The 26,256-nt window shown below is 71.2% G+C and carries 22 protein-coding genes and 1 tRNA gene; 10 read left to right on the forward strand and 13 right to left on the reverse strand.

Features of this window, described 5'->3' with window-relative positions; all coding sequences use genetic code 11:
• Positions 1–11: 11 nt before the first annotated feature.
• The 8 genes from ACFSZT_RS03070 to ACFSZT_RS03105 all read right to left on the reverse strand — a co-directional run bounded on the left by ACFSZT_RS03070 (position 12) and on the right by ACFSZT_RS03105 (position 8,444).
• Positions 12–1,769, reverse strand: a complete 1,758-nt coding sequence (locus tag ACFSZT_RS03070) for a sodium/solute symporter (protein ID WP_377395140.1) — start codon at positions 1,767–1,769, stop codon at positions 12–14.
• 40 nt (positions 1,770–1,809) lie between these two features.
• On the reverse strand, positions 1,810–2,298 hold the full coding sequence (locus ACFSZT_RS03075; protein WP_377395142.1) for a hypothetical protein: 489 nt from the start codon (positions 2,296–2,298) through the stop codon (positions 1,810–1,812).
• Positions 2,299–2,304: 6 nt separating this feature from the next.
• Entirely contained in the window at positions 2,305–3,135 is an 831-nt protein-coding gene (locus ACFSZT_RS03080; RefSeq protein WP_377396285.1) for a LytR/AlgR family response regulator transcription factor, read from the reverse strand.
• 52 nt (positions 3,136–3,187) lie between these two features.
• Positions 3,188–4,024, reverse strand: a complete 837-nt coding sequence (locus tag ACFSZT_RS03085) for a S49 family peptidase (protein ID WP_377395145.1) — start codon at positions 4,022–4,024, stop codon at positions 3,188–3,190.
• Positions 4,025–4,186: 162 nt separating this feature from the next.
• Entirely contained in the window at positions 4,187–5,479 is a 1,293-nt protein-coding gene (locus ACFSZT_RS03090) for a sensor histidine kinase (RefSeq protein ID WP_377396288.1), read from the reverse strand.
• A gap of 81 nt (positions 5,480–5,560) precedes the next feature.
• Complete coding sequence (locus ACFSZT_RS03095; RefSeq protein WP_377395148.1) at positions 5,561–6,418, reverse strand: Fpg/Nei family DNA glycosylase; 858 nt, start codon at positions 6,416–6,418, stop codon at positions 5,561–5,563.
• 3 nt (positions 6,419–6,421) lie between these two features.
• Positions 6,422–6,862, reverse strand: coding sequence for a DUF983 domain-containing protein (locus ACFSZT_RS03100; protein ID WP_377395151.1), 441 nt, complete (start codon positions 6,860–6,862; stop codon positions 6,422–6,424).
• A gap of 55 nt (positions 6,863–6,917) precedes the next feature.
• Positions 6,918–8,444, reverse strand: coding sequence for a sigma-70 family RNA polymerase sigma factor (locus ACFSZT_RS03105; protein ID WP_377395154.1), 1,527 nt, complete (start codon positions 8,442–8,444; stop codon positions 6,918–6,920).
• A gap of 200 nt (positions 8,445–8,644) precedes the next feature.
• Between ACFSZT_RS03105 and ACFSZT_RS03110 the strand changes: the two genes are divergently transcribed.
• Positions 8,645–8,717 (forward strand) — tRNA-Gly (locus ACFSZT_RS03110).
• A 50-nt stretch (positions 8,718–8,767) separates the two neighbouring features.
• On the opposite strand, the gene ACFSZT_RS03115 is transcribed toward ACFSZT_RS03110, so the two are convergent.
• Together ACFSZT_RS03115 and msrA are read right to left on the reverse strand one after the other, a co-directional pair.
• Complete coding sequence (locus ACFSZT_RS03115) at positions 8,768–9,061, reverse strand: YiaA/YiaB family inner membrane protein (protein WP_377395157.1); 294 nt, start codon at positions 9,059–9,061, stop codon at positions 8,768–8,770.
• Between the two features lie 66 nt (positions 9,062–9,127).
• Positions 9,128–9,793 carry a peptide-methionine (S)-S-oxide reductase MsrA gene (gene msrA, locus ACFSZT_RS03120; protein ID WP_377395160.1) on the reverse strand — a complete coding sequence of 222 codons (666 nt, stop codon included), beginning with the start codon at positions 9,791–9,793 and terminating at the stop codon, positions 9,128–9,130.
• A gap of 103 nt (positions 9,794–9,896) precedes the next feature.
• Here msrA and ACFSZT_RS03125 point away from each other — a divergent pair, with 103 nt between their 5' ends.
• From ACFSZT_RS03125 to ACFSZT_RS03155, 7 genes are all read left to right on the forward strand, one after another.
• Positions 9,897–11,108 carry a hypothetical protein gene (locus ACFSZT_RS03125; protein WP_377395163.1) on the forward strand — a complete coding sequence of 404 codons (1,212 nt, stop codon included), beginning with the start codon at positions 9,897–9,899 and terminating at the stop codon, positions 11,106–11,108.
• A gap of 141 nt (positions 11,109–11,249) precedes the next feature.
• A complete protein-coding gene (locus ACFSZT_RS03130) occupies positions 11,250–12,584 on the forward strand; it encodes a flagellar basal body protein FliL (RefSeq protein ID WP_377395165.1) in 1,335 nt (444 codons plus the stop codon).
• A complete protein-coding gene (locus tag ACFSZT_RS03135) occupies positions 12,577–16,284 on the forward strand; it encodes an FkbM family methyltransferase (protein ID WP_377395168.1) in 3,708 nt (1,235 codons plus the stop codon). The genes ACFSZT_RS03130 and ACFSZT_RS03135 overlap by 8 nt, the downstream gene beginning before the upstream one ends.
• A 20-nt stretch (positions 16,285–16,304) precedes the next feature.
• On the forward strand, positions 16,305–16,901 hold the full coding sequence (locus ACFSZT_RS03140) for a hypothetical protein (RefSeq protein ID WP_377395171.1): 597 nt from the start codon (positions 16,305–16,307) through the stop codon (positions 16,899–16,901).
• On the forward strand, positions 16,894–17,892 hold the full coding sequence (locus ACFSZT_RS03145; RefSeq protein WP_377395174.1) for a hypothetical protein: 999 nt from the start codon (positions 16,894–16,896) through the stop codon (positions 17,890–17,892). Before ACFSZT_RS03140 ends, ACFSZT_RS03145 begins: the two co-directional genes overlap by 8 nt.
• Entirely contained in the window at positions 17,889–18,986 is a 1,098-nt protein-coding gene (locus ACFSZT_RS03150; RefSeq protein ID WP_377395176.1) for an acyltransferase family protein, read from the forward strand. The genes ACFSZT_RS03145 and ACFSZT_RS03150 overlap by 4 nt, the downstream gene beginning before the upstream one ends.
• Before the next feature lie 19 nt (positions 18,987–19,005).
• On the forward strand, positions 19,006–20,406 hold the full coding sequence (locus ACFSZT_RS03155; RefSeq protein ID WP_377395179.1) for an acyltransferase family protein: 1,401 nt from the start codon (positions 19,006–19,008) through the stop codon (positions 20,404–20,406).
• A gap of 321 nt (positions 20,407–20,727) precedes the next feature.
• On the opposite strand, the gene ACFSZT_RS03160 is transcribed toward ACFSZT_RS03155, so the two are convergent.
• Positions 20,728–21,075: a molybdopterin dinucleotide binding domain-containing protein gene (locus ACFSZT_RS03160; protein WP_377395182.1), complete on the reverse strand. Its 348-nt coding sequence runs from the start codon at positions 21,073–21,075 to the stop codon at positions 20,728–20,730.
• A 10-nt stretch (positions 21,076–21,085) separates the two neighbouring features.
• A complete protein-coding gene (locus ACFSZT_RS03165; RefSeq protein WP_377395186.1) occupies positions 21,086–22,837 on the reverse strand; it encodes a molybdopterin-dependent oxidoreductase in 1,752 nt (583 codons plus the stop codon).
• 74 nt (positions 22,838–22,911) lie between these two features.
• Here ACFSZT_RS03165 and ACFSZT_RS03170 point away from each other — a divergent pair, with 74 nt between their 5' ends.
• Both ACFSZT_RS03170 and ACFSZT_RS03175 read left to right on the forward strand, forming a co-directional pair.
• The gene (locus tag ACFSZT_RS03170; protein ID WP_377395188.1) at positions 22,912–23,436 is read left to right on the forward strand and encodes an RNA polymerase sigma factor; all 525 of its coding nucleotides are present in this window, start codon (positions 22,912–22,914) and stop codon (positions 23,434–23,436) included.
• On the forward strand, positions 23,429–24,334 hold the full coding sequence (locus ACFSZT_RS03175) for a VOC family protein (protein WP_377395191.1): 906 nt from the start codon (positions 23,429–23,431) through the stop codon (positions 24,332–24,334). The genes ACFSZT_RS03170 and ACFSZT_RS03175 overlap by 8 nt, the downstream gene beginning before the upstream one ends.
• Before the next feature lie 142 nt (positions 24,335–24,476).
• Here the strand turns inward: ACFSZT_RS03175 and ACFSZT_RS03180 are convergent, their stop codons facing one another.
• Positions 24,477–26,246: a gamma-glutamyltransferase family protein gene (locus tag ACFSZT_RS03180; protein WP_377395194.1), complete on the reverse strand. Its 1,770-nt coding sequence runs from the start codon at positions 26,244–26,246 to the stop codon at positions 24,477–24,479.
• Between the last annotated feature and the right edge of the window lie 10 nt (positions 26,247–26,256).

Below are 26,256 nucleotides of genomic sequence, written 5' to 3' on the forward strand. Positions count from 1 at the left end.
GTGAGAGACCGTCACTTCCGATGCCTGCCACCGCTGGTGCGCACGCGTTCCTCCGCCCGCCCGAACCGCGCGACGGCGCGGTCGCGCATGAAGCCGAGCGGGTCGGGGGCGTGCAGCCGCAGCATCACGGCGTTGACGTCCTCGGGGACGCGGTCGGCGGTCGCGAGGCTGACCAGGATCGTGACCAGGAATGCCACCGGCACCGTCACCAGGGCGGGCTGGTGCAGGATCCACGGCGCCCACTGTCCGGTGTGCTCGCTGACGGCGTTGAGCACCACGGCGAGCAGCACCAGCCCACCGCCCACGCACATCCCCCCCATCGCCCCGAACCAGGTGAGCCTGCGCCACCAGATTCCGAGCACCAGCAGGGGGCAGAACGTCGACGCGGCGAGCGCGAACGACATCCCGACGCTGAGCGTCAGATCGTCGATGGGCAGCGTCACGGCCAGCACGGCGGGGACTGCCGACACGGCGATGGTCGCCAGCCGGAAGTCCCGCACCTTGCCGGTGAGCAGGTCGGTCGCGATCACTCCGGACACGCTCACCACCAGGCCGGAGGCCGTCGAGAGGAACGCGGCGAACGCGCCCGCCGCCGTCACGCCCGCCAGGATCTGCCCCAGGAGTCCGGGTGCCATGGCCGTGGGCAGGGCGAGCACGGCGGCGTCGGTGTTGCCCGTGACGAGCAGTTCGGGCACGTACATCCGCGAGAGCATCCCGATCATCACCGGGAACAGGTAGAAGAGGCCGAGCAGCAACAGCACCTGCGCGGTCGTCCGGCGTGCGGCCTTGCCGTCCGGGTTGGTGTAGAAGCGCACCAGCACGTGCGGCAACCCCATCGTGCCCAGGAACAGGGCGACGATCAGCGAGTACGTCGACCACAGCTCGGTCGAGTCCTGGGTGGGCCGCAGCCACGCGTCGTTGCCGGACTCGCCGTCGCTGACCACCGGCACCCTCGAGTCGGCGGGGAACACCAGCCGGGTGCCCGCCTCGACGGGGTAGCCGGTGCCGGGCGTCCAGACGGTCTCCCTGCCGCCCTCCCGCACCGGAGTGGGCTGCTCGACGGTCAGCATCACGTCCGTCTCGACCGACACCGTCGTGTCGGCGGTGAACCGCGGTGGCGCCGGTTCTCCGAGCCCGCCGGCCGATCCGGCGCCGCCGCCGACGAACACCACACACAGCACGAACGTCGGCACGGCGAGCGCGAACAGCTTGAACCAGTACTGGAACGCCTGTACGAGCGTGATCGCACGCATGCCGCCGGCGATGACGTTGAGCGCGATCACCACGGTGACGAGCACCGACCCGACCCACGCCGGTGCGGGCATGATGGTCGTCAACGCGATGCCCGCTCCCTGCAGTTGCGGCAGCAGGTAGAGCACGCCGATGAACACGACGAACAACGTCGACATCGTGCGCAGGGCGGGCGAGCCGAGCCGCGCCTCCATGAAGTCGGGCAGCGTGTAGGCACCGGAGCGGCGCAGGGGTGCGGCGACGAACAGCATCAGCGCGAGGTAGCCCGCGGTGAAGCCGATCGGGAACCACAGCGCGTCGGCGCCGTCCTTGAGCACCAGTCCGGCGACGCCGAGGAACGACGCCGCGGAGATGTACTCGCCGGCGATGGCGGCGGCGTTACGGCGTGACCGCACGGTGCGGCGCGCGACGAGGAAGTCGTGAGTGCTGCGCGCGAACCGCGACGTCCGGTGACCGAGGTAGAAGGTCACCATCACGACGAGCCCGACACTGGTCAGAGCCCACGGGTTCACCTGCACGGGCAGTTCCTCGCAAGAGTCCGGATGCCGCGCCGTCGGCTCAGTTCTCGATCATGTCGACAAAGTCACGCTCATGCCGCTCGGCCAGCCGGTTGTACCACACACCCACCCCGAACAGGAGCGGGAAGGGCGCCACCCCGAGCAGCAGCCACGGCACGGGAAGGCCGACGAACCGCAGGTCGGCGAAGCCGGGCGCGAGGAAGAAGGCCGCGGGCAGCGCGCACAACGGCAGCAGCACGAGCGCGGCCAGCAGCACGGCACTGCGCAGCTGCACCGTGATGAGGTCCTTGATGAGCAGCTCGCCCCAGCTGGTCTGCTGCTCCAGCTCCACTCTGGCGCGCAACGAGCTCGGCGTCCGGCTCGGTTCGGCGAGCACCACCCGCTGCCTGCGGATGCGCGGCTGGTGTTGCGGGTCGGCGGCGCGCGGCGTGGCCGGCCGGGTGGGTTCGGGTTCCGACCGGGCGTGCTTACCGAGCGTCGGATCCGGTTCCCGGATTCCTCCGACCCTGCGGTAGGGGTCCTCGGCCACGGCGCGTCACCCGGCTCGCGACGAGCCGACCAGCCTGTCCTTCAGAGCGCGGGTGTGCCGCCTGCTGACCGGCAGGACCTTCTCCTCGTTGCCGATCACCACCTGGTAGCCGCCCTGGCCCATGCGCAGCTCGGTGATGAGCGGCAGCGCCACGAGGAACGACCGGTGGATCCGCACGAATCCGGCACCTGCCCAGCGTTCCTCCAGCTGGGCCAGCGGAATACGCACGAGGTGGCTGCCCTCGGTGGTGAACAGCCGCGCGTAGTCGCCCTGCGCCTCCACCCAGCGCACCGACGAACGCGGGATGAGCTTGGTGGTGCCCGCCAGCTCGACGGGGATCACCTCGTCGTCGGTCTTGACGGCGTCCGCGCCGGGCCCCGTGTCGCGCACCGGGCGGGCGTCGATCTTGTCGATGACGCGGCCGACGGCCTTGTCGATGCGTTCCTGCCGGGCGGGCTTGAGCACGTAGTCGACAGCGCCGAGGTCGAACGCGTCCACGGCCTCGCTGGCGTATCCGGTGACGAACACGAGCACGGGCGCGGGGTTGAGGGAGGCGAAGACGCGCGACATCTCCATTCCCGACAGGCCGGGCATGTTGATGTCGGCGAACACGGCATCCACGGGAGGCATGCCGTTCTCCTTGCGCCGCCGGATCTCGTCGTCCTCCGACCCGAGCAGGCGCAACGCCTCCGACGCGTCGACGGCGGGGATGACCCTGCCGACGTGCGGGTTGGATTCCAGGCAGTGCCGCAGCTGATCGAGGCCGGGCAGCTCGTCGTCCACCGCCAGGACGAGGAGCTTCCGGGTGTCGTCGTGAGTACTCACAGTGAGCGCAATCCTGCCGCGCACACCCGGCGGCTGTCTACACCGCGCGCGGGCGAAATCGTTGTCACAGCCCGAAACGCGACCAGGCGACCCGGTGCTCCACGGCGTCCAGCAGCGCGGCGGCGGGCGAGGAGAGGCCGAGGCGGGCCAGCAGCGGCTTCTTCGGCTCCGCGAACACCACGTCGGCGTCCGGGTAGCGCCGGCCGAGCACGTCGCGCAGGTTGCCGAGGCCGTCGACGAGCCCCAGTTCGAGGGCCTTCGTGCCGAGCCACACGTCACCGTTGAACAGGTCGTCGGATCCGGACAGCCGATCGCCACGCCGCTGGCGCACCCAGCCGGCGAACATGTCGTGCAGCTGGTTGTGCAGCTTGTTCAGCCACTCGACGTCCTCGGGCTTCTCCGGGCTGAACGGGTCGAGCCGCGACTTGTTCTCGCCTGCCGTGTAGAGCCTGCGCTCCACGCCGAACCGGTCGAGCAGGCCGGTGAAGCCGAACCCGCCGGTGACCACGCCGATGGAGCCGACGAGAGACGTGCGGTGCGCGTAGATCTCGTCGGCCGCGCAGGCCAGCCAGTAGCCGCCGGACGCGGCGACGTCCTCGGCGAAGGCGATGACGGGCACCTTCTTCTCGTCGGCCAGCTGGCGGATGCGCTCGGCGATCAACCCGGACTGGGTGGGCGCACCACCGGGCGAGTTGATCTGCAACGCGACCGCCTTCAGCCGCTCGTGGCCGAACGCCCTGGTGAGCGCCGTTTCGACGGCGGCAAGGTTGATGACGCCCCTGGCCAGCGGCGAAGGCTGCGGCGTGATGACACCGTGCAGCTTCACGACGGCGACGACGTCCTTGCGGTCGACACGTTCGCCGACCTTGGGGATCCGAGCCAGCTTGCCGGTCATGCTCATGTTTTTGAAGGTACAGCGACGCGCAGCGTCTCCGCTTGGGTCGGTGGTGGGAGACGGGTGGGAGGTACAGCGACGCGCAGCGTCTCCGCTTGGGTCGGTGGTGGGAGACGGGTGGGAGGTACAGCGACGCGCAGCGTCTCCGCTCGGGCCGGCGCGCCCGGATCAGCCCGGCTTGACCGCGGCGTTCGGCAGTGCCGCGCGGGACCCGTTGCCGTTGCGGCGTGCGAGCTGCCCGGAGGCGTCGGCGGCGAACTTGAGCATGTCGGGCCGGACGCCCCGGACGAACTTGGGCACCCGCATGGTCACCTTCATGCCCGCGCCCGGCGCCGTCTCCACCACCAGCGAGTACCGGTTGCCGAACACCTGGCTCATCCGCCGGTTGATACCGGTGAGCCCGATGTGCGCACTGCTGCGGGAGTCGCGCATGCCGTCGAGCAACGCCGGGTCCATGCCGACGCCGTCGTCTTCGACGCTGATCTCGGCCTCGGTGCCGTAGTCCTGCGCGGTCACCGTCACCGTGCCTCCGCCGGGCTTGTTGGCGATGCCGTGCTTGACGGCGTTCTCCACGAGCGGCTGGATCAGCAGGAACGGCACCACCACCGACTGCACCTCGGGCGCGATCTTCAGCCGGACGTTGAGCCTGCCGCCGTAGCGGGCGCTCTCGATGGTCAGGTAGCGGTCGATGTTGCGCAGCTCGTCGGAGAGCGTGGTGAACGTGCCCTCGGTGCGGAAGCAGTACCGGGTGAAGTCGGCGAAGTCCTGCAGCAGCTCCCGCGCCTCCTCGGGATCCGTGCGGATGAGCGAGGAGATCGTGTTGAGCGCGTTGTAGACGAAGTGGGGCGATATCTGCGCCCGCAGCGCCTTGATCTCGGCCTGGTGCAGCTGGTGCTTGGTCTCCTCCAGCCGCGCGGCCTCCAGCTGCGTGCCGACGAACCGGGCGACCGCGTCGGCCATGTGCACGACGCGCTTGCCCTGCGTGCGGCCGACGACGATGAGCACCGCCTCGGTCTCGCCCTCCACGATCAGCGGCACGATCACGGCGGTCTTCATCCGGCAGGTACCGCGGTGATTGCACGGCATGCGGTCGTGCGACACCACTTCGCGGCGGTGCTTGCGGATGGCCGTACCGATGGTGTCGACCAGGTCGACGTAGTGGTCGTTGGCCTCGCCGTCCCACGACAGCAGAGTGCCGTCACCGTCGGTGATGCCCACCGCCACGCTCTTCAGCAGCTGCAACAACCGCGTGGTCAGCTTGTCGGCGGCGGCCTGGTCGAGCCCCTCGCGCAGTTCCAGCGGCGCCTTGGACATCAGGTAGACGGCTTCGAGCACCGCGTCGTCGATGGCGCCGCTGGGCTTGCGGTTCCGGATCAGCACCACGATCAGCGCGGCGAGCAACACCACGGCGACACCCCACGGGATGATCTGCATGGTCAGCTGCTCGGACACGGCGTCAATGCTCTGCGCTCCCCGGGTGCGGTGGCAAGCCTTGGGGGTCCACTTTCTGTGCGTATTTCGCGACAGTGGGTTGTCAGCGCTTCACTTGATCAGGCGAGAAAGCCGCCGGTCGGCCAGCGGCTTGCCACCCGTTTGGCAGGTCGGGCAGTACTGGAACGCCTTGTCGGCGAACGACACCTCACGCACCGTGTCCCCGCACACCGGGCAGGGCAGCCCGGTGCGGCCGTGGACGCGCAACCCGGAACGTTTCTCGCCCTTGAGGCGGGCGGCGTCCTGGCCGACGGACCGCTCGACGGCGCCGGTCAGCACGGTGTGCATGGCGTCGAAAAGCTCGTCGAGCGCCTCGGAGGACAGCCGCGCGGGCGTGGCATAGGGCGAGAGCCGTGCGGTGTGCAGGATCTCGTCGGAGTAGGCGTTGCCGATGCCCGCGATGATCTTCTGGTCGGTCAGCACGGTCTTGAGCCGCGCCGTCTGCTTGCCGATGAGCTCCTCGAGGCCGGCGCGGTCGAGCTCGAGTGCGTCCGGGCCGAGCGCGGCGATGCTGGGCACGTCGGCCGGGTCCCGCACGATCCACACGGCGAGACCCTTCTTGGTGCCCGCCTCGGTGAGGTCGAACCCCACGCCGCCGGACAGGTGCACGCGCAGCGCGAGCGGACCCTTCCCGCCGGGCCGCGGCGGCGTCGGCGACAGCGAGTCCGACCAGCGCAGCCAGCCGGCTCGCGCGAGGTGGACGATCAGGTGGAGGTCGCCGCAGACGAGGTCGAGATGCTTGCCGTGCCTGCCCGCACCGGTCACCTCGCGGCCGTGCAGCTCGGTCCACTGCGGCGTCACGGTCTTGAGCACGCTCAGCGACGCCACATCGATCCTGGCCACCGTCCGGCCGACAGCGTGCTCGCGCAGGTGGTAGGCGAGGGCTTCGACTTCCGGCAGCTCGGGCATCGGCTACTCGACAGGGTGCAGCGGACCTTCGAAGTCCGGCAGGTCGTGGCGGGCGATCGCCTTGGCGACGCGGTTCATCTCACCGCGGACGGAGAAGGTGCCGCGGACGGTACCGACCCAGCGCTCGGACGGCCGGTCGCCGGTGGCGTCGCCCTCGGTCTCGGCGACGACGGTCCACGGCCTGCGCAGCACCCAGCGCAATGGGAAGAACAATGCGATCAGCAGGACGGCGAGCCCGACCCAGCTCGGCACCACGACGTCGTCGGGCTTCCACAACAGCAACACGATGCCCAGAGCCACGGCGACGGCACCCATCACGATCCCGGGCCCGTAGCTGGCCGCGACGTCATGCTCGAAGTCGTCGGCCGTGGCCGGCCTGCGCCAGTCCATCTGGGCGCGAATGACCCATTCCCGGCCGTCTGTACCCCGGACCAGCCGGTTCATCACTTTCCTCCGCAAGCCCGCCCGAGTGCGTACTCCGATAACGGTACCGTGATCTTCAGCCGTGGTGGAAGTGTCCGTCCGGCTTGCGCTCGAGCCGCTTGCCGTGGTCCGGGTCACCGCAGCCGGGCCGGTGATGCCACTCGGTGTCCGCCCACGCCGGTGGTCCGCACCGCTCCTTCGGCGGCCCCGGAGCCTGCTTCGGGGTGTGCGTCGCGCGGCTGTGGCCGGGCTTGGCGCGGCTGGGCAGGTCGGACCGGCCGGAGCCGGCCGTGGAGCTCATCAGGGGGCGGGTCGCCTCGTCGGGTGGCGGATCGAAACGCGGGCTGCCGGGCTCGCCGGGGGGTGGATCGTCGCCGCGCGGGACGGGCTCGACCGGCTTCCGGGCAGGCCGTGCCGGTGGCTCGGTGCGCTCCGGCTCCTCGGGCAGCGAGTACTCGGTGGGGCCGAGCGGGCCGGGCTGTCCGGCCTCGGTGTGGCCCGGCGTCCACCGGTCGTTGTCGCGCGCGGGCACCGGCTGCACCGGATCGAATGACGAGCTTCGCTCGACCGGGGACGAGGTGGGCTCGGCGATCCGCAGTTCCACCTGCTGACCACGGCCGGGCAGCCCGACGGTCGTCGTGTGGTCACCGATGTCGCCGGGCACCGCCACGACACCCACCGCTCCGACCGTGGCCGTCGAGGCGACGGCCAGCCCGAGCTTGATGTTGGTGCCCAGCGCCGCGAACGTCCCACCCGTGGCGGCGCCGGAGGCACTGCCTGCACCGGCCGCGGCGCCACCGGCCGCGCCCCCGGCCGCGCCGAGGCCGGACGTCGCCGCGAGCCCGGCTGCGGGCACCAGCAGCACGATGACCCCGGCGTGCGCCCGCAGCGACGAGCACACCTGCCGTAGCTCGTCGTGGGTGGCACTGCACGACGCACACGTCGCCAGGTGCGCCTTGACCTTGCGGGCCTCCGATCCGGTCACGCTGCCCGCGGTGTAGCCGCCGAGCTTTTCCACGACCGTGCGACACCCGTCCGAGCTGCGGTTGACCGCCAGGTGCGCCTGCAGGTAGGCCGCGCGCAGGCCCAGCCGGGCACGGCGCGCGAGCGCGGCGGTGGCGTTCGGCGTCAACCCGAAGTGCTGTGCCGCACTGGCGGGCTGGACGCCCTCGACCTCGGTCTGCCAGAGCACCGTGCGCCAGCGCTCCGGCAGGCTCGAGAACGCGCGCGTGATGAGCGTGGCCTCGGCCGTGCGGTTCTGCGAGTCGGATCCGGCACCGACCCGGTTGGTGAGCTCGTCGTCGGTGACGGGCACGTCGCGGCGGGCACCGTGCCACTCCCACGTCACCCGGCGGGCGACGGTCAGCAGGTAGGCACGCACGTTGTCCTTCGGCCCATTGCCGCGGCGCACCGCCTGCAGGACGCGGAAGAACGTCTCGGCGGTGATGTCGTCTGCCTCGGAGGCGTCGTTGGCCAGGCCGCGGGCGAGCCGCCGGACGGCACCGGCGTGCAGTTCGAAGAGCTCACCGAACGCCGCGTCCTCCCCCAGTCGCAGACGTTCGAGCAGGGCCGGCTCATCGGATTCGGAGTCCGCGCGCTCCATTCAGCCAGGCACCCCCTCCGGGCCTAAGCCCCCACAGCCAGACGGTTGAACGTTGAACACCATACGGAGCCTCGGCAGGGCCGTCACCCCTCGTATCGCGGACGTGACAATGGCCCACACTCGCCCATCACCGGGTGCCTCGCAACCCCGGAAAGGGGAAGGTATAGACTGTCCGTCGTACAGCACGCGGTGCGGTACACGCGGACGTAGCGCAGTTGGTAGCGCATCACCTTGCCAAGGTGAGGGTCGCGGGTTCGAGTCCCGTCGTCCGCTCTCTGTCGAAACTCCCCTGTTCCCGCAGGGGAGTTTTTTGGTTTCCGGGGCTAGGCCGCAACTTTGAACGGGTCGTGTTCGGCGAGCAGCTTCTCCAGCCGTGCCTGGTCGACGCGGCTGACCAGATAGGTGTCCTCCTGACGGTCGCGCACGCACTTGGCCAGCGTGAACGTCGAGGTGACGGTGTAGAGGACGCCGAGCGCGAGGAATGCCCGGACCCAGCCGTCCACGGGCAGGTACACGACTCCGACCACCACGGACACCAGCGCGAGGCCGAACGAGACCGCCGCCTGCACGAAGAACGCCGACGTGGTCGGCGAGGAGATCTTGCCGCTGTTCGTCATGGATCCACGGTGCCCCGGCGAGGGCGCCGCGTCCTGCGTGGTCACCCGCGGCCGGGGTGCGTGTTTCTACTCGGCTTCGCGCACGCCGAGCCCGACCGGGCAGGAGACCCCAGTGCCGCCCAGGCCGCAGTAGCCGTTGGGCACCTTGTAGAGGTACTGCTGGTGGTAGTCCTCGGCGTAGTAGAACTCGCGGAGCGGGGCGAGTTCCGTGGTGATCTCGCCGTGTCCGGCGCGGCGCAGCGCGTCCTGGAAGGCGGCACGGGAGGCCTCCGCCTCGGCCCGCTGCGCCTCGTCGGCGTAGTAGATCGCCGATCGGTACTGCGTGCCGAGGTCGTTGCCCTGCCGCATGCCCTGCGTGGGGTCGTGGCCCTCCCAGAACACCTTGAGCAGCTTCTCGTACGGCACCTGCTGCGGGTCGTACACCACGAGCACGGCCTCGGCGTGGGCGGTGAGCCCGCTGCACACCTCTTCGTAGGTCGGGTTGGGCGTGTGGCCGCCGGAGTAACCGACGGCGGTGGAGTACACGCCCGGAGTCATCCAGAACAGGCGTTCGGCGCCCCAGAAGCAGCCGAGGGCGAACACGGCCGTCCGCATGCCGTCCGGGAAGGGCGGCTTGATGCGGCGATCAGGGTGCACGGCGTGCACCTCGGGCGTCACCAACGGCTCGGCGCGGCCCGGGAGGGCCTCGTCGGCGGACACGAGCCGGGTCTTGTCTCGACCGAACCAGGACATAAGTCAATGGTAGGCGACACAATCCCCTACCAAGAGGTGACAACGCGGATACCTTCGCCCGGTACCGTTCAGCCCAGCGCGCGTTGGCTCAGGGGGTTCCTCGATGACTTGGCAGGAAGAGTTGCGACGCCTCGACGCCCAGCTCGCCGCCGGAGCCATCACCCACGACGAGCATCGCCGCAGGCGGGAAGACATCCTCGCCGAGGTCTCCGGTACTCCCGTGGTGTCGCCGTTCGCCGCGCCACGCAAGAAGACGGACGACGGCGGACCCAGGTGGCAGGCGGCGAACCCGGCCGCGGCGGCGAGGTTGCCCGAGACTGCGGACCCGGATTCCATCCAGCCGACGGTGCCCGCATCCGTGCCGCCCGCGCCGGCGCAGCCAGCCGGACAGTCGCCCGCGCCTGCCTCGCCTCCGGCACCTTCCGCGCCGCCAGAGCTCCCACAGCTCCCACAGCCCGCACAGTCGCCGCAGCGCCAACAGTCCCCGCCGTCGCCGACCGGGCCGCCGGCCGGCCCGGCGCAGGCCACCCAGCCGGTCACCACGCCACCGCCTCCGCGGTTCAACCCGGCCGTCCTGCTCAGCGCGGGCACGCGGACCACCGCGCCGAGCCCCGCCGACACCGAGCTGACCATGCCGTTGATGCGCGTGCAGGGCCCGTTGGTGCACCAGGAGCCGCCCGAGAACCGCGGCCGGACGCGCACGTGGCTGGTGCTCGCGCTCGCCGTGTTCGTCGCGCTCGCCGCTGTCATCGGCGGCGCGTGGTGGCTGGGCCAGGACGACGACCCGGAATCGGTGAGCGCGCCGTCGCCGTCCAGCGCGGCACCGACCGAGGTCGCCCTGGAGGACCGGCTGCCGACCCTGCCCGGGCAGCCGAACCCGAACAACTCGACGATGTCCGTCCAGCGTGGTGTGGACCTCGGGCTCTACACGGAGGCCGAGGGCGAGACCATGCGCAGGCACGGCGCCACCGAGCTGATCTACCGGTCGTCCGCCGAAGGCCCCGCACTGACCGACGGCTACACGCTGCTCGTGGTCCGGACCTCCAGCCACGAGCGGGCGGCCCAGCTCGCCGACCACATGAACACCACGACCGCCGCGAACGGGTTCACGAGCTCACTGCTGCCCGAGGACGACCGGTTCGTCGTGCTGAGCCGCACGGACTCCGCCGGTCGGGTGAGCCTGGTGTGGTACGCCTCCGGTAGCACAGCCGTCGGAATCGGCGTTTCCCAGGCCCGGGACGCCGATCCGGCCGCTTTGCAGGAACGGCTCCAGACCACGCTGACCTCGGTGGAGGAGGTCCTCCCGCGCGGTTAGACAACCGGGGGAAATCGGCCAGGTCACAAATCGACCCACACCACCGCACACCTGGGGCGCAGTGCAGAATGGCCACGTCCGAACGCACACCGTTCTGCGGCCGCTGAGGCGAAGCGCCGCCAAGTGAGCAGGGGGTCCAGGGTGTCCTGGCAGGAAGAGTTGCGCAAGCTGGACGAGGAGCTTGCTGCGGGCAGACTCTCCGCGGACGACTACCGGGTTCGCCGGGACCAGGTGCTGTCGTCCGCCGTGGCGCACGGTGACGACTCGGCATCCGCACAGCAGCAGGCCCCCCAGCAGGCACAGGCCCCGCAGGCTCCCCAGGCGCAGCCGCAACAGCCCGAGCAACCGCAGCAGCCGCCTCAGCAGCCGAACCAGAGCGGCAACAACAGCGCCGACTCCACCCAGGTGATCGCACCGGTCAGCGCCGCAGGCAACGTCGGCGAGGCCGAGCGCACGCAGGCCGTGCCGTCATGGCAGGCACAACAGGCACAACAGCCGCAGCAGCCGCAGCAGCCGCAGCAGCCGATGTACCAGCAGCCCGGCACGGCCTCACCCGCCGGTGGATTCCAGCAGCCGCAGCAGCCGCACTCGCCGGCGGGTGGATTCCAGCAGCCGCAACCGATGCAGTCGCCCGCAGGCGGGTTCCAGCAGCCGCAATCGCCTGCTGCCGGATTCCAGCAGCCCCAGCAACAGCAGCCGTGGAACGCGCCGGAAGCCGACCAGAGCCCGCCGTGGGGCGGCACCGACTTCCCGCCCATCGCGCCCGCGGGCTCGCCCGAGTGGGCGCAAGGCCCGGAGGACGGGTTCGACGGCGGTTCCAAGGGCGGCAAGGGCAAGATCTTCGCGATCATCGGCGCCGTCGTGGTGCTCGTCGGCATCGCGGTGGGCGCGTACTTCCTGTTCGGGTCGAAGGAATCGCCGCAGGCGGACCAGCAGCCGCAGACGCAGCAACAGCAGGCACCCCAGAGCTCGCAGGCGCCCACCTCCTCGGAGGTTCCCGAGGACGATCTGCCCCTCGGCGAGCAGCCGGGCAGGCCGGAAAACCACGAGGGCATCACCAGCTGGCAGCAGGTCCCGGGTCTGAACTACCTCAACAGCAAGGAAATCGAGGCCTACGGGCGGGTGCAGCCGGGCGAGGCGAAGTTCGGTGTGTACCACCTCGACAACGGCAACCTCTCGATCGTGCTCCTCACCAAGGTGGGCGACCGCGCCGCGGCCAGCGACGAGGTGGCCAACCTCGCGCGCATCCAGGCCGACAACGGTGCCCAACGAATCACCGCGGGCGTGCCGAACGGCGTGCTGGTGACCGCGTTCGAGTCGAAGGACGGCGGCCGCTCGCAGCTACGTGCCCACTACCTATCCGGGGACGTGCTCGTGCGGGTGGAGGCGAACTCGGAACAGGGTGTCGACGGCGCACGCGACGACTTCGACAAGGCGCTGGAGGCCCAGCTGGAGGTCCTGCCTGCCAATGGCTGACGGAGACGCGGACGCCCACGTCACCGCGTGCACGATCGTCGCGCGGAACTACCTGCCCGCCGCGCGGGTCCTGGCTCGTTCATACCTGCGGCATCACCCCGGCCACGACTTCGTGGTCGGGGTGATCGACGCAGAGCCGGACGACGACGGCCACGAGGACGGGATCCGCATCGTCGGGTCGGCGGCCTTCGGCATCGACCGCGACACGTACCTGCGGATGGCCACCGCGTACTCGGTCACGGAGCTGGCGACCGCCGTCAAGCCGTACCTGTTGCGGGAGCTGCGCCGAACGAGCGACGTGGTGACCTACCTCGACCCGGACATCCAGGTGTTCGCGCCGATGCCGGAGGTCGCCGACCTCGCGCTGCGGCACAGCATCGTGCTCACGCCCCACTTCACCGCGCCCCTTCCGCGCGACGGCAAGGAGCCCGACGACGCGGTGATCATGGGCACCGGCATCTTCAACCTCGGGTTCATCGCGGTGGGGCCCGGCTCGGAGGAGTTCCTGGAGTTCTGGGCCGATCGGCTGCGGCAGGACGCCATCGTGGCACCGGACCGGCAGCTGTTCACCGACCAGCGCTGGGTGGACCAGGTGCCCGCGCTGTTCCGGCACGTCGTCGTCACCGACCCCGGGTTCGACGTCGCGTACTGGAACCTCCACGAGCGCGCCGTCGACCGAGACGCCGACGGCACCGTGACCGCCGGCGGCAGCCCGCTGCGGTTCTTCCACTTCAGCGGCTACCGGCCGGAACAGCCGTGGCTGCTGACGTTCCACTGTGCCCGCAAGCCGCGTGTGCTGTTGTCCGAGCATCCCGAACTACGCAGGCTGTGCGACGACTACGGCGCCGCGCTCAAGGCCGCCGGATACGCCGAGACGCTCGACGCGATCCCGTACGGCTTCGCCACCTTCGGCGACGGGATGCCGCTGCCCGCGGGCTGCCGCAGGCTGTTCCGCGACGGCTGGATCGAGGCCGAGCGCAAGGGTGAACCGCTGCCGCCGCACGCGTACGGGCCCGACGGCGGCGCCGCACTGCGCGCGTGGCTCGCCGCGCCCGCCGACCACGCCCAGGCCGCCGCCGGACTGAACCGGCTGGCCCTCTCGGTGTGGTCGTCCCGTACGGATCTGCAGCTCGCGTTCCCGCACCCGACCGGGTCGGACGCCCCGGCGTTCCGGGTGTGGTGCGAGAACTCCGGGGTCGCCGAGGACGTGCTGCCGGAGTGGGCCATGCCGGTGCCGCCGCCCGTGCCGCGGGAGCCGTCCGAGGAGTTCGGCGTCAACATCCTCGGCTACCTGACGGCCGAGCTCGGCCTCGGCGAGATGGGCCGCATCGTGCACGACGCCATCGTCGGGTCCGGTGTGGACGTCGCGTCGGTGTCGGAGGAGAAGGCGGTGTCCAACCGCACCGGGATCGCGCAACCGGCCACCACCGGCGACCCGCGGTTTCCGGTGAGCCTGCTCGCCGTCAACGCCGACCAGACGCGCGTCACGATCGCCAACCACCCCGACGTCGCGCACGACCGCTACCGCATCGGGCTGTGGGCGTGGGAGCTCGAGGACTTCCCGCAGTGGCAGCACGAGGCGTTCGAGATGGTCGACGAGGTCTGGACCGTCAGCGAGTTCTGCCGGGCCTCGTTCGCCGCGCACTCGCCCGTGCCGGTCAAGACCATTCCGGTGCCGGTGCGCGACCCCGGGCACACGGCGCGGCCGCGCAGGCCGGGCGAGCCGGTGCGGTTCCTGTTCGCGTTCGACTTCAACAGCGTCGCGCAACGGAAGAACCCGTGGGGCACGGTCACCGCGTTCCAGCGCGCCTTCCCCGGCCGCGACGACGTGCGGCTGGTGCTCAAGGCCATCAACGGCGACCTGCACCCGCACGACGCCGAACGGCTGCGCGTGGCCGTGGCCGACGACCCGCGCATCGAGCTCATCGAGCGCTACCTCAGCACCGAGGAGCTCGCCGAGCTGTACGCCTCCAGCGACTGTTACGTGTCGCTGCACCGCAGTGAGGGCTTCGGGCTGACGGTCGCCGAGGCGATGGCGCGCGGGATGCCGGTGATCAGCACGGCGTACTCGAGCACCACGGAGTTCCTCGACGAGAGCACCGGCTGGCCGATCCCCTACCGGCTCGTGCCGGTCGGACCCGGCTGCACGCCGTACCACCCGGACGCGCTGTGGGCCGACCCCGATCTGGACGCCGCCGCCGACGCGATGCGGCAGATCGCCGACGACCCGGCCGAGGCCGCCCGGCGCGGTCTGGCGGCGCGCAGGCACATCCTCGGCACCCGGTCGATGTCGGCCGCGTCGGCGTGGCTGCGGTCCGAACTGGAACGGGCGCACCGGACGTGGCTCCAGCGCCGGGCGGCGGCCCCGGAGCCACCGGAACACCCGTTGACGCCGATGCGGAACGCCCGGGAGGCGCTGCGCTGGCGGCCGGAGACGGACAGCGCGTCCCGTACGCCGCTCGCGCCCGCCGTCCGCAAGGCCGTGCTGCGCGTACTCGACCACTACGACGTACACCAGCGCCGCATGATCGGTGCGTTGTACGACGGCACCCAGGACACGATCGAGCGGCTGCTGCAGCGCATCGAGGCGCTGGAGGCGGCCGTCGGCGACACCGGCCGGGCCGCCGCCCGCGCCGAGCAGGCCGCGCGACGCCAGGAGGCACAGGCGGAGCTCCAGCGCAGGGCCATCGACGAGCTGCGGCAGCGCGAGCCGGTCGACGCGGCGGTCGTGCGGAGCAACCAGGAGGCCGTGCGGCGCATCGAGGACCGGATGTCGGACCTCGCCGGTGAGGTGGCCGCCCGGCAGGACGCGGTGCACGAGATGTTCCAGGTGCGCGATCAGCGGCTCGACAACGACGAGTACGCCATCCAGCGGCTCGGCCGGGATGTCGACGCGGTGCTGGAGGCGGCGCGCCTGGTGCACGCGCCCGTCCCCGAGGGTGCCGACGTGGTGGTGTGCGACGCCGGAATCCTGCTGCTGCCCGACGACGAGGTGATGTTGCCGTGGATCCGCCACCACCGGTGGTGGGAACGCGACGAGGCGGATCTCATGGCCCGGCTCGTGGCGCGCAGGCCCGGCGCCTTCCTCGACATCGGTGCGCACGTCGGCTACCACACGCTGAGCCTGTTGAAAGGGTCCTCGGCCGTGACCAACGTCGTCGCCGTCGAGGCAGACCCGGCGAACGCCGAGTTCCTCCGCCGCAACCTGGCCGTCAACCTGCCGCGAGGCCGGGCCGGGCTGGTCTCCGTGGTGGAGGCGGCCGCGTGGGACAGCGACGGCACGCTGGTGCTCGCGCACCCGGAGCTGGACAACAGCGGCGACCACCGGGTGCGGGAACCGGACGGGACCGCGGGGCAGATCGTGCAGGCGGTGCGGCTCGATGGTCACGCCGATGTGCTGCGGCAGCCGGTGAGCCTGGTGAAGACGGACCTGCAGGGCCGCGACCATCGGGCGCTCGCCGGCCTGCAGGAGACGCTGGAGCGCGACCGGCCGGACGTGCTGTGTGAGTTCTGCCCGGGGGCCATCGAGGAGCTCGGCGACGACCCGGGTGCGGTGCTCGCGGCCTACCGCAAGTGGGGCTACCAGCCCGCGGCGCTGCGTTCGGACGGCACGCTCTCCGAGGATGAGCCCGACGACGCGCTGATCCGGCAGGCCAGAGCCGACGATCGCGGGTTCGTCACCCTCTGGCTCCGCCCCTGATGCCGGGGCAGGCCGGCCGGGTGGTCCGGACGACCGTCCTCGCCGTCGCCATCGCCGCCATCGGGTTGGCAGGTTTCCTGGCGTGGGGACGGCAGCTGCCGCTCGGCAACGCCGCAGGCGACCCTCCGGTCGGCGAACGGGGCCGCCACCCGTCCGATCGGCTCGCGATCGCGGAGCTGCCGGGTGCGACGGAGAACTATTCGGCGGTGGACAGCCTCGCCGGGGTGGCCGGGATGAACATCCTCACCGGCGACGAGCTCGCCACGTACCGCCAGGCGGGGGCGGGCCGGGTGAAGGTGGCCGTGTCGAACTACGCCGATGGCAAGGCGACCGTGCTGCTGGTGCGTGCAGCGAGTGACGGGGCGGCGCGGGACGCGGCCGAACGGCTGGCGGAACTGCAACTGGGATACGGCTTCCGGCGCACGGAGGCCGCCGCCGGTGTTGCCGCGGCGACGCTGCCGCCGCGGCCGGACGCGCGACCAGGCGGGCGAGCGCACTACGTGCGGGACGACATCGTGGTGCGCGTCGAGTTCCGCGGGGACGACGCGGGCACCGCGTACGCGGAGTTCGGCACGCTGCTCGCCGGCCAGCTGGAGGCCCTGCCTGCCGATGGCTGACCGACCACGCTCCCAGGAGCTGCGGCCGATCGCCGCGGGCGCAGTGTGTCTGGTGGCCTACAGCTACCTGTGGGCGTGGTGGCTGAACGCGCGTGGCGAGACACCGGCCGTGCTGCTGACGGTGCGGGAATGGGTCAACGTGCCGCTGGGTATCGGCGAGGACTTCGGTGTGCTGGGGCTCGGGTTACTGCTCGCCGTGGGCGGATTCGTCGTGACGGAGTCCACGGTGCGGCGCGGGCCGGGCGCGACCGCCGGGCTGCTCGCCGTGCGAGCCGGTCTGCCGCTGGTGATGGTCGCGCTGCTGGCGGCGGCGCTGGTGCTGTCGGGCGCGCGACCGCTCGGCGTGGCCGACACCGGGCGGCCGACGCCACTGGGCTCGGTGGTGGCCGATTTCGGGTTCGGCTGGGTGGTCTGGACAGGAGTGGTGTTCTGCGTGCTCCTCGGCGTGACGGCTCCCCTGCTACGCGGGCGGCCGGGCGTGGCGGCGGCGCTGCACCTCGCGGTTCTGGCCGCGCTGGTTGTCACCGGCGCGGATGCCGACGGCTGGTACACGCAGGTGGGCCTGCTCGCGTCGTTCGGCACGTTCCCGGTGGCCGGTGCGGTGGTGTGGTGCGCGCTCGACGGGCGGCTCGCCGGATGGGCGGCCGGGCTGCTGGGCGTCGGGTGCTACGCCCTCCTGGTGGTGGCGGAACACGGCTACCCCGACCTGGCGGGCTGGTGGTACCCGCTGACGTGGATGTACGCCGTCGGCCTGGTGCTGCTGGCCGGTGTCCGGCCGTTGCCGTGCCCCGCCCCGGTGCGTTGGGCCGCCGAGCGCGCCTACGCCCTGCTGCTCGGGATGGGCGTCGCCGGGTACGCGACGCTGAACGCCCTGGACGGCCTCGTGCCGTGGGTCGTGGCGCTCCTCGCCGCGTTGGTGGTGACCGGCGCGGTCGGCGAGGTCGTGCACCGGCTGGTGCCTCGGCGCCAGGCCGTGGAGGTGGCGCGGTGAGCACGAGGACGTATCTGTACGGGCTCGATCTGCTGCGGGTGGTCGCGTCGGTGCTGGTGCTGTTCACGCACATCGCCAACTGGTTCAGCACCCGGCAACGCGAGTGGTGGCTCGCCGGCTGGGTGCACCGGGATGTCGTGACTCCGCTGCACCTCAACGACAACCTCTCGTTCGCGGGCGTGTCGCTGTTCCTGCTGATCAGCGGCCTGGTGGTGACGCACGTCGCCGATCGCGAGCGGCCACGCCAGTTCCTGCGGCGACGGTTGGCGCGGGTGTTGCCGTTGCTGTTCGTCGCGTCGGTGATCGCGTGGCTGCTGGTGAACCACGCCGGCTACCGGCCGGAGAGCGGCCAGTCCTCACTGGACCTGCTGGACCTGCTCGCGGGCATGACGCTGGCCGGGTTCTTCACGACCCCGGAGGTGGTGTTCCTCGGTATCGCGTGGACGTTGCTGACCCAGATCGTGTTCTACGGCTACGTCGCGGCCACGATGCCGTTGCTGCGCCGGCACGCGTGGGCGCCGTCCGCGCTGGCCGCCGCGCTGTGCTGTGTGCTGCTGTCGCTGGCGACCGGGGTCGGCACGGTGGCCGCTCACCGCATCGGCATGATCGCCGCGTTCTTCCCCGTGCTGTGCCTGGGGCAGCTGCTGTCGCTGGTGCACGCGCGCAAGGTGCGCCCGGGCGCCGGTGTGGTGCTGGGCGCGGTGCACGTCCTGCTCTTCGTGTGGGCCGACCGGCTCGGCGAGTACATGCTCGGCGGCACGGCGTACCCGAGGACGCTGCTGATCATGCTCGCTCTGGTCGCCCTGGTGATGACCGTGCACGGCAGGCTGAGCCGCTCGCGAGTGGTCCGGACCTGGTCGCGCCGCACGTACGCCATTTACCTGCTGCACCCGTTGTGCCTGTATCCGGTGCTGGACCGGCTGGCTCCGGTGATCGGTGCGGACGTCGCGTTGCTGGTGGCGTTGGGCCTGCTCGCGGCGGTGGTGGAACCGGCGCACCGGCTCGTGGAACTGCCGGTGAATAACTGGTTCCGTTCCCGGGAGGGCGTTCGGTCGATATCCTTCCCGCGGCGTCGAACGCGGCTCCGGCGGTAGGAGCCGGTCTGAAGAGGGGGTGGACAGGCTGTCCGAGCAGCCCGCACCTCCCGGGAAGACCCGCATCGCCTTCGTCGACATCGGCCGATCCATCGCGGCGCTGCTGGTGGTCTACTCCCACATCGTCCACCCGTGGGTGCAGGCCAAGGGTGAGCACGCGCCGGTGCTGGACTTCGTCGAGACGTTCACCAGCGAGCCCATGCACTTCGCCAAGCAGGGCATCGGGCAGATCGCGGTGCCGTTCTTCTTCCTGGTGAGCGGGTTCATCGTGACGCCGATCGCCATCCGGCAGGGGCACCGGAAGTTCGCGCTCAACCGGTTCATCCGCGTCTACGCACCCCTGTTGTTCGTACTGCTGCTGACGTCGGCGGCGCTGTGGGCGGGGCTGGAACCGCAGACCACGGGGCAGGCTCAGGACCTCACGCCGTGGACGATGTTCACCAACTGGACGCTGGTGAACTATCTGATCTACCCGCAGGTCGTCCTGATGCCGGTGGCCTGGACGATGATCATCGAGGTCCTGTTCTATCTCATCCTGCTGGCCCTGCTGCCGGTGCTGCGGCGCGCGGTGTGGCTGGCGATCGGTATCGAGCTGACGTTCGTGTTCGTCGTCCTGACCAGCCGGAGCGCGCTGAACGAGTCCTGGTCGCTGTTCGCGGTGAACGTCTCGTACCTGCCGATCCTGATCATCGGCCAGATCATCTGGGCGACGACGGCGAAGAAGATCCCGCTGTGGGCGGGCGGCATCTTCGGCACGGTGGCCTGGATGCTCTACGTCTTCGCCGACATCATCGACGTCGGCCGCATCGACACCTCGTACAACCTGGCGATGGCCATCGCGGTCATGTTCTTCCTGATGGGCTACTTCGCCGAGCCGAAGCTGCGGCAGCTGCGGGTGTGGACGGCGCTGTCCGAACGCGCCTACTCGATCTACCTGCTGCACGCGCTGGGCATCTTCGTGGTGCTGGGGCTGCTGCGCCCCGCGGTGCCGTTCGCCATCGCCCTGCCGATCGCCCTGCTGGTCACGGCGGCGTTGGTGGAGGTGAGCTACCGGTTCGTGGAACGGCCGAGCCACGAGCTCGCCCGCAGGCTGTCCCGCCGGGTCGGGGCGAAACGGCCGCCGCAGCCGCAGGACCAGGGGCCGACGCCGAGCGACTCGGCGACCGAGTTCGCCGCCGAGATCACCGTGGAACTGCCGAAGATCCGTATGGCGCAGCGACCGATTCGGCCCCAGCCGGCTCCCTCACCCCAGAAGCCCGTCTCCTCCCAACCGGGCCAGCCGTCCCAGCCGCCACAGCCGCGCCGGCCGTACCCCCGGCCACAGCCACCCCGCGGGCAGCCCCCTGGGCACCAGGCGCGCGCACCACGCAGGCCCCAGATCCCGGCCACACCCCCGCGGCGGGTACCGCCGAACGGGTGATTGTGGCCGTGTCGGTGAACCTCCTCCCCGGGTCACGCATCTCCGGAACGGAGCATCGTCCCCGGAAAGGAGGCGACCATGTGGCTCCAGATCGCGATCGTCGCCATCATCGCGACGGTGTTCCTGGTCCGGGTCACCCGCGAGGTACTGCGCGCCCGCCGCTCCCCCAGGTGACCATCCACCCCGTTCGACCAGGCTCGACTCGGTGGCGAGCGTCAGGACCCCGCGCTCGATGCCGCACTCCGCGGCCGCGCCGTCGATCCGCCGGCCCTCCGGGCCACCTCACGCGCAGCCGGCAACACAGCCACGGCCGGCTCCCTCTCAGGACGGAACCGCAGGCTGGAGCTCGACGGCGAGCCCGGACAGCGCCGCCGTGCCGGTGAGCTCGTCGAGGAATCGTTCGTCGGTGACGTCGTTCGCGCTGACGCCGGCGTGTGCGGCGGCGACACGCAGCTGGGTGCCGTCGCGGTGATGGCCCCAGCCGTGCGGCAGGCTCACCACACCGCGCATCACCGAATCGGTGACCTCCACGGGCACGTCGATCGCCCCGGCGGCCGAGGACAGTCGCGCGATGTCACCGTCGGCGAGTCCGCGTCGGGCGGCGTCGTCGGGGTGCACGAGCAGGGTGCAGCGGGGCCTGCCCTTGACGAGCCGTCTGCTGTTGTGCATCCACGAGTTGTTACTGCGCACCTGCCTGCGTCCGATCAGCACCAGATCGCTCGGCTCGCGGTCGAGGAGGGTGCGCAGGCGCGGCAGGTCGTCGAGGTACACGCGTGGCGCGAGGTGGATCTTCTTGCCGCGGGTACCGAGTCTGCCGGGCAGCCGCCGTTGCAGGGGCCCCAGGTCGACGCCGTGCGGCTGCCGTTTCAGCCTGCCCAGGCTGAGTCCTTTGTGGAGTTTGCGGGCGCCGTACGGTCCGGCGAGCAGCCAGCTCGAGTAGCGATTCGGGACCGAGCCCGCCGAGCAGTCGCGCCGGCAGGCCGCCACCCAGCACGCGACTGGCCAGTTCGAGCACGATCTCCCAGTCGTGCCGCTGGTCCGCCGCCCTGGGGAACACGGCAGGCGAGTACTTGGCGGTGTTGCGGACGGCGTAGTTCGCCAAGGCCAAGGCGTAGTGTGACCGTTCCAAGTGGACGGTCGGCGGCAGGATGACGTCCGCGTGTCGGGTGGTCTCGTTGAGGTACGGGTCGATGGCGACCATGAAGTCCAACGTGTCCAAGGCCCGTTCCAGCCGCGGACCGTTCGGTGTGGACAGTACCGGGTTGCCCGCCGACGTGATGAGGCCGCGGATCCGGCCATCGCCGGGCGTGTCGATCTCCTCGGCGAGCGCGGCGCACGGGAACTCGCCGCCGAATTCGGGCAACCCGCGCACGCGTGTGCGGTACCGGCCGAATCCGCCCTGCTGCCCGGCCAGTGACAGCATCGGCAGCGCGTCGACGGCGGGCGTGGTGAACATGGCGCCGCCCGGCTCGTCGAGGTGCCCGGTGAGCACGTTGAGCGCCACGGTGAGCCACGCCGCCAGCCCGCCGAACTCCTGCGTGCACACGCCGACCCGGCCGTACACGACGGCGCGCGGCGTGCCGGCGAGCTCCCGTGCGAGGGCGCGCACGCGGTCGGGAGCGATGCCCGTGACGGGGGCCGTGCGTTCGGGCGGGAAACCGGTGGCGACCTCGCGCAGCGTGTCCAGGCCGGTCAGGTGCGGGGTGAGCCGTGCCGTGCACACCCGGTCGTCGGCGAACACCACCTCGATCAGGGACAGCAACAGCAGCGCGTCAGTGCCGGGCCGGATGAACAGGTGCTCGTCGGCCAGGCGCGCACTCTCGGTGCGGCGCGGGTCGATGACCACGACCTTGCGCACGTTCTTCAGCCGCGCCTTGATGTTCGGCGCGGTCATGATGCTGCCGTTGGACACCGCGGGGTTGCCGCCCAGGCACACGAACAGGTCGGTGCGGTCGATGTCGGGCACCGGCATCAGCGCCTGGTGGCCGAACATCTGCAGCGCCGCCAGCATGTGCGGCAGCTGGTCCACCGAGGTCGCGGAGTACAGGTTGCGCGTGCCGAGCAGGCGGAAGAACAGCTGGCCGTAGGTGAGCAGGCCGAGATTGTGTGCGGTCGGGTTGCCCTGGTACACGGCGAGTGCGTCCTTGCCGTACTTCTCGCGGACCTCGGTCAGGCCTGCGGCGACGAGCTCGAACGCGGCCGGCCAGCTCAGTTCGAGCCACTCGTCGCCGACCCGGACCAGTGGTGTGCGGAGCCGGTCGGGGTCGTGGTGCAGGTCGGCCAGCGCGGTGGCCTTCGGGCAGAGGTAGCCCCGCGAGAGGGGGTCGGCCTCGTCGCCGCGGATGTCGACCACGCGGTCGTCCTCGACGGTCACCGTGATGCCGCAGGTTGCCTCACAGAGCGTGCAGCTGTGGTGATGCGTCGTAGCCATGGGACCACGCTAGCTGGGGAAAAAGTGTGCCGGAAGGGCGTCGGAGAAGCGCTCCGGCGAACGACGATGGGGATGTGACGCAACCACGGATACGGCCTGATCCGGCGTTCGCGCTGCTCGGGATGCACGACGACGTACTGCCGGAGGTGTACGGGTACCTGCTGGCGCGGTGCGGCAACCGGTCGCTGGCCGAGGAACTGACGTCGGAGACGTTCCTCGGCGCGGTGAGCGCCTGCCGCAGGCCGGGTGCGCCGGAGGTGAGCGTCGGGTGGCTCATCGGCATCGCCCGGCACAAGCTCGCCGACCACTGGCGGCGGCAGGAACGGGAGGACCGCAACCTGCGACTGGTGCACGAGTCCGGGCCCGAGGCGAATGATCCGTGGGACCGGGAACTGGACGCCTTGCTCACCCGGCAGGTGCTGGACGAACTGGGACCGCACCACCGCGCGGCACTGACGTTGCGCTACCTGGACGGGCTCAGCGTTCCGGAGGTCGCCGAGCACCTCGACCGGACCGTGCACGCCACCGAGGCGTTGCTGGTGCGAGCGCGATCGGCGTTCCGGCGTCACTACGAGGAGAAGGAGGGTCGAGATGGCTGACGCGTTCGACGCCCTCCGCGCGCGCATGAGCGCTTACGAACCGGCCGACCCCGACCCGCGCTTCGCCGCCGAACTGCGGGAACGGCTGCGGGCGGAGGTCCTGAACGAAGGAGCACCCATGACCACTACCGAAACCGGCTCCGGCACCGCGGCGCCCAGTGCCGAGGTCCACTCGCTCACCCCGTACCTGGTCGTGTCCGACGCCCGACGGGCGCTGGACTTCTACGTCGAGGCGTTCGGCGCCACCCGGCGCGGCGACCCGATCGTGATGGAGGACGGCCGGATCGGCCACGCGGAGGTCGCCATCGGCGACTCTGTGCTGATGCTGGCCGAGGAGTTCCCGGAGATCGACCACGTCGCCGCGACGTCGGGTGGTCCCGGCATTCGCGTCGAGGTGGCCGATGTGGACGCCGCCGTCGCACGGGCCGTCGAGCTCGGAGCGGAGACGGTCGGTCCGGTCGAGGACCGCGGTCACGGCCGCACCGGGCGCATCCGCGACCCGTTCGGCCAGCGCTGGCTCGTGCAGCAGGCGCCGCACCGCACGTCGGCAGGCCGGCAGCTGCCGCGGCACGGCGAGGCGACGTACTTCACGTTCACCGTGCCCGACGACGAGGCCGCCAAGGCGTTCTACGGCACGGTGCTCGGGTGGCAGTTCTCGCGCGGCAGCGTGCCGAGGGCGTGGGGCGCGGAGGGCACCGGCCTGCCCGACGCCGGCGTGTGGGGTGGCCAGCTGTACGCGGGCTGGAAGCTCATGTATGCCGTGGATGATCTCGACGCCGCCGTGGAGCGCGTCCGCGCGGCCGGCGGTACGGTCCGCGAGGTCAAGCCGGAGCCGTACGGGTTGACCGCCGACTGCGTGGACAACCAGGGCGTCGAGTTCTGGCTCTGGCAGCAGTGATTCCGGCGGCGGCGAGGTCGCCCGCGCCGGCGGCCGCCCCTCGTGGCGGCAACCGGGACGGCAGACACGGCAACCGGAACCGCAGACACGGCAACCGGGACGGCAGACACGGCGACGGCAACGGCAGACACGGCGAACCCAGTCACCGGCCGACGGCGTACCCCTGCATGCCGCGCGGGTTGGCGGCGGCGCGCAGCAGTCCGGTGGCCGCGTCGCGGGAAACGGCGGACAGGCGGCCCAGCGCCCACGGCCCGGCATCCACCACGTCGTGCCCCCGGTCCCGCAGCTCGGCCACCGTGCGCTCGCCGACTCGCGACTCCACCACCAGCTCCCTCGGCGTCCACGCGCGCGGGTAGAACGAGCTCGGGAACGCCGTGGTGTGCCAGGCCGGCGCGTCGATGGACTCCTGCAAGTTCAACCCGCCGAGCGTGTGGGCGAGCCAGAAGCACAGCTGCCACTGGTCCTGCTGGTCGCCGCCGGGCGTGCCGAACGCCAGCACCGGCTCGCCATCCCGCAGCGCCAAGGACGGCGACAGCGTGATCCTCGGCCGTTTCCGCGGGGCGAGTGTGTTCGGCAGCCCCTCCTCGAGCCAGAACATCTGCGCCCGGGAGTCGAGGCAGAAACCGAGTTCCGGGATCGTCGGCGATGACTGCAGCCAGCCGCCGGACGGCGTCGCCGAGATCATGTTGCCGTCGGAGTCGACGACATCGATGTGGACGGTGTCGCCGCGAACCTGGCCCTGCGGCCCGACGGTCGGCTCACCGATCGCGCCCGAACCCGCTGTGCGGCCGCAGGTTTCACCGATGATCTTCGGCAGGCGGGGGTCGGCCCCACCTGGCCGCAGCTCGCCACTCGCCTCGTCACCGATCAGGGCGCGGCGTTGCGCCGCGTACTCCCGCGACAGCAGCCAATCGAGCGGCACGTCCGGGGTGTCGCCGTACCACGCTTCCCGGTCCGCGAAGGCGAGCTTCGCGGCCTCGGTGGCGAGATGGATGGTGCGCGCGGTCGGTACACCGTCTACATGGGAAAGCTCGAGGCCCTCCAGCAGCCGGAGCTGCTGCGCGAGCACCGGACCCTGGGTCCACGCGCCACACTTGACGAGGCTCCACTCGCCGAAGTCGGTGATGACGGCGTCCTCATAGGACGCCTCCCAGCTCGCCAGGTCGTCGCCGGTGAGCAGGCCGGCGTGGTCGCGGCCGGAGTCGTCGCGGAAGGCGTTGCGGCTGAACGACTCCACGGCCTCCGCGACGAAGCCCTGCGACCACGCGCGCCGGGCGGCGTCGATCTGCTCCTCCCGGCCGGTCACCGTCTCCGCCTCGGCGAGCAGCCGCTGCCAGGTTCGTGCCAGCGTGCGGTTGCGCAGCAGGGAGCCGGGGGTGGGAGTCTCGCCGTTCGGCAGCCACAGCTGCGCCGACGTCGGCCAGTGGTGGGCGAAGAGCTCGGCCACCGTGTCGATGGTCTCGGTGATGCGCCCGACCACGGGAACGCCGTTCCACGCGTAGGAGATGGCGTAACCGAGCACATCGCGGAGGCTCTTGGTGCCGTGGTCGCGCAGCAGGAGCAGCCACGCGTCCCACGCGCCGGGCACGGTCGCGGCGAGCAGGCCGCTGCCCGGGATGAGGTCGAGGCCGAGATCGGCGAAGTGGCGGGGCGTCGCCGCGGCAGGAGACACCCCTTGGCCGCACAGCACTCTCGGCGTGCGGTCGCGGGCGGTCACGAAGATCGCGGGCACCTGCCCGCCCGGTCCGTTCAAGTGCGGCTCGGCGACCTGGAGCACGAAGCCTGCCGCGACCGCGGCGTCGAAGGCGTTGCCGCCGTCCTCGAGCACGGCCATCCCGGCCGAGGACGCGAGCCAGTGGGTCGAGGCGACCATTCCGTGCGTGCCGGCGAGCTCGGGCCTTGTCGTGAACACATGACGACGA

This window comes from Prauserella oleivorans, assembly GCF_042685745.1.
In the GTDB taxonomy this organism is placed as follows: Bacteria; Actinomycetota; Actinomycetes; order Mycobacteriales; family Pseudonocardiaceae; genus Prauserella_A; species Prauserella_A oleivorans.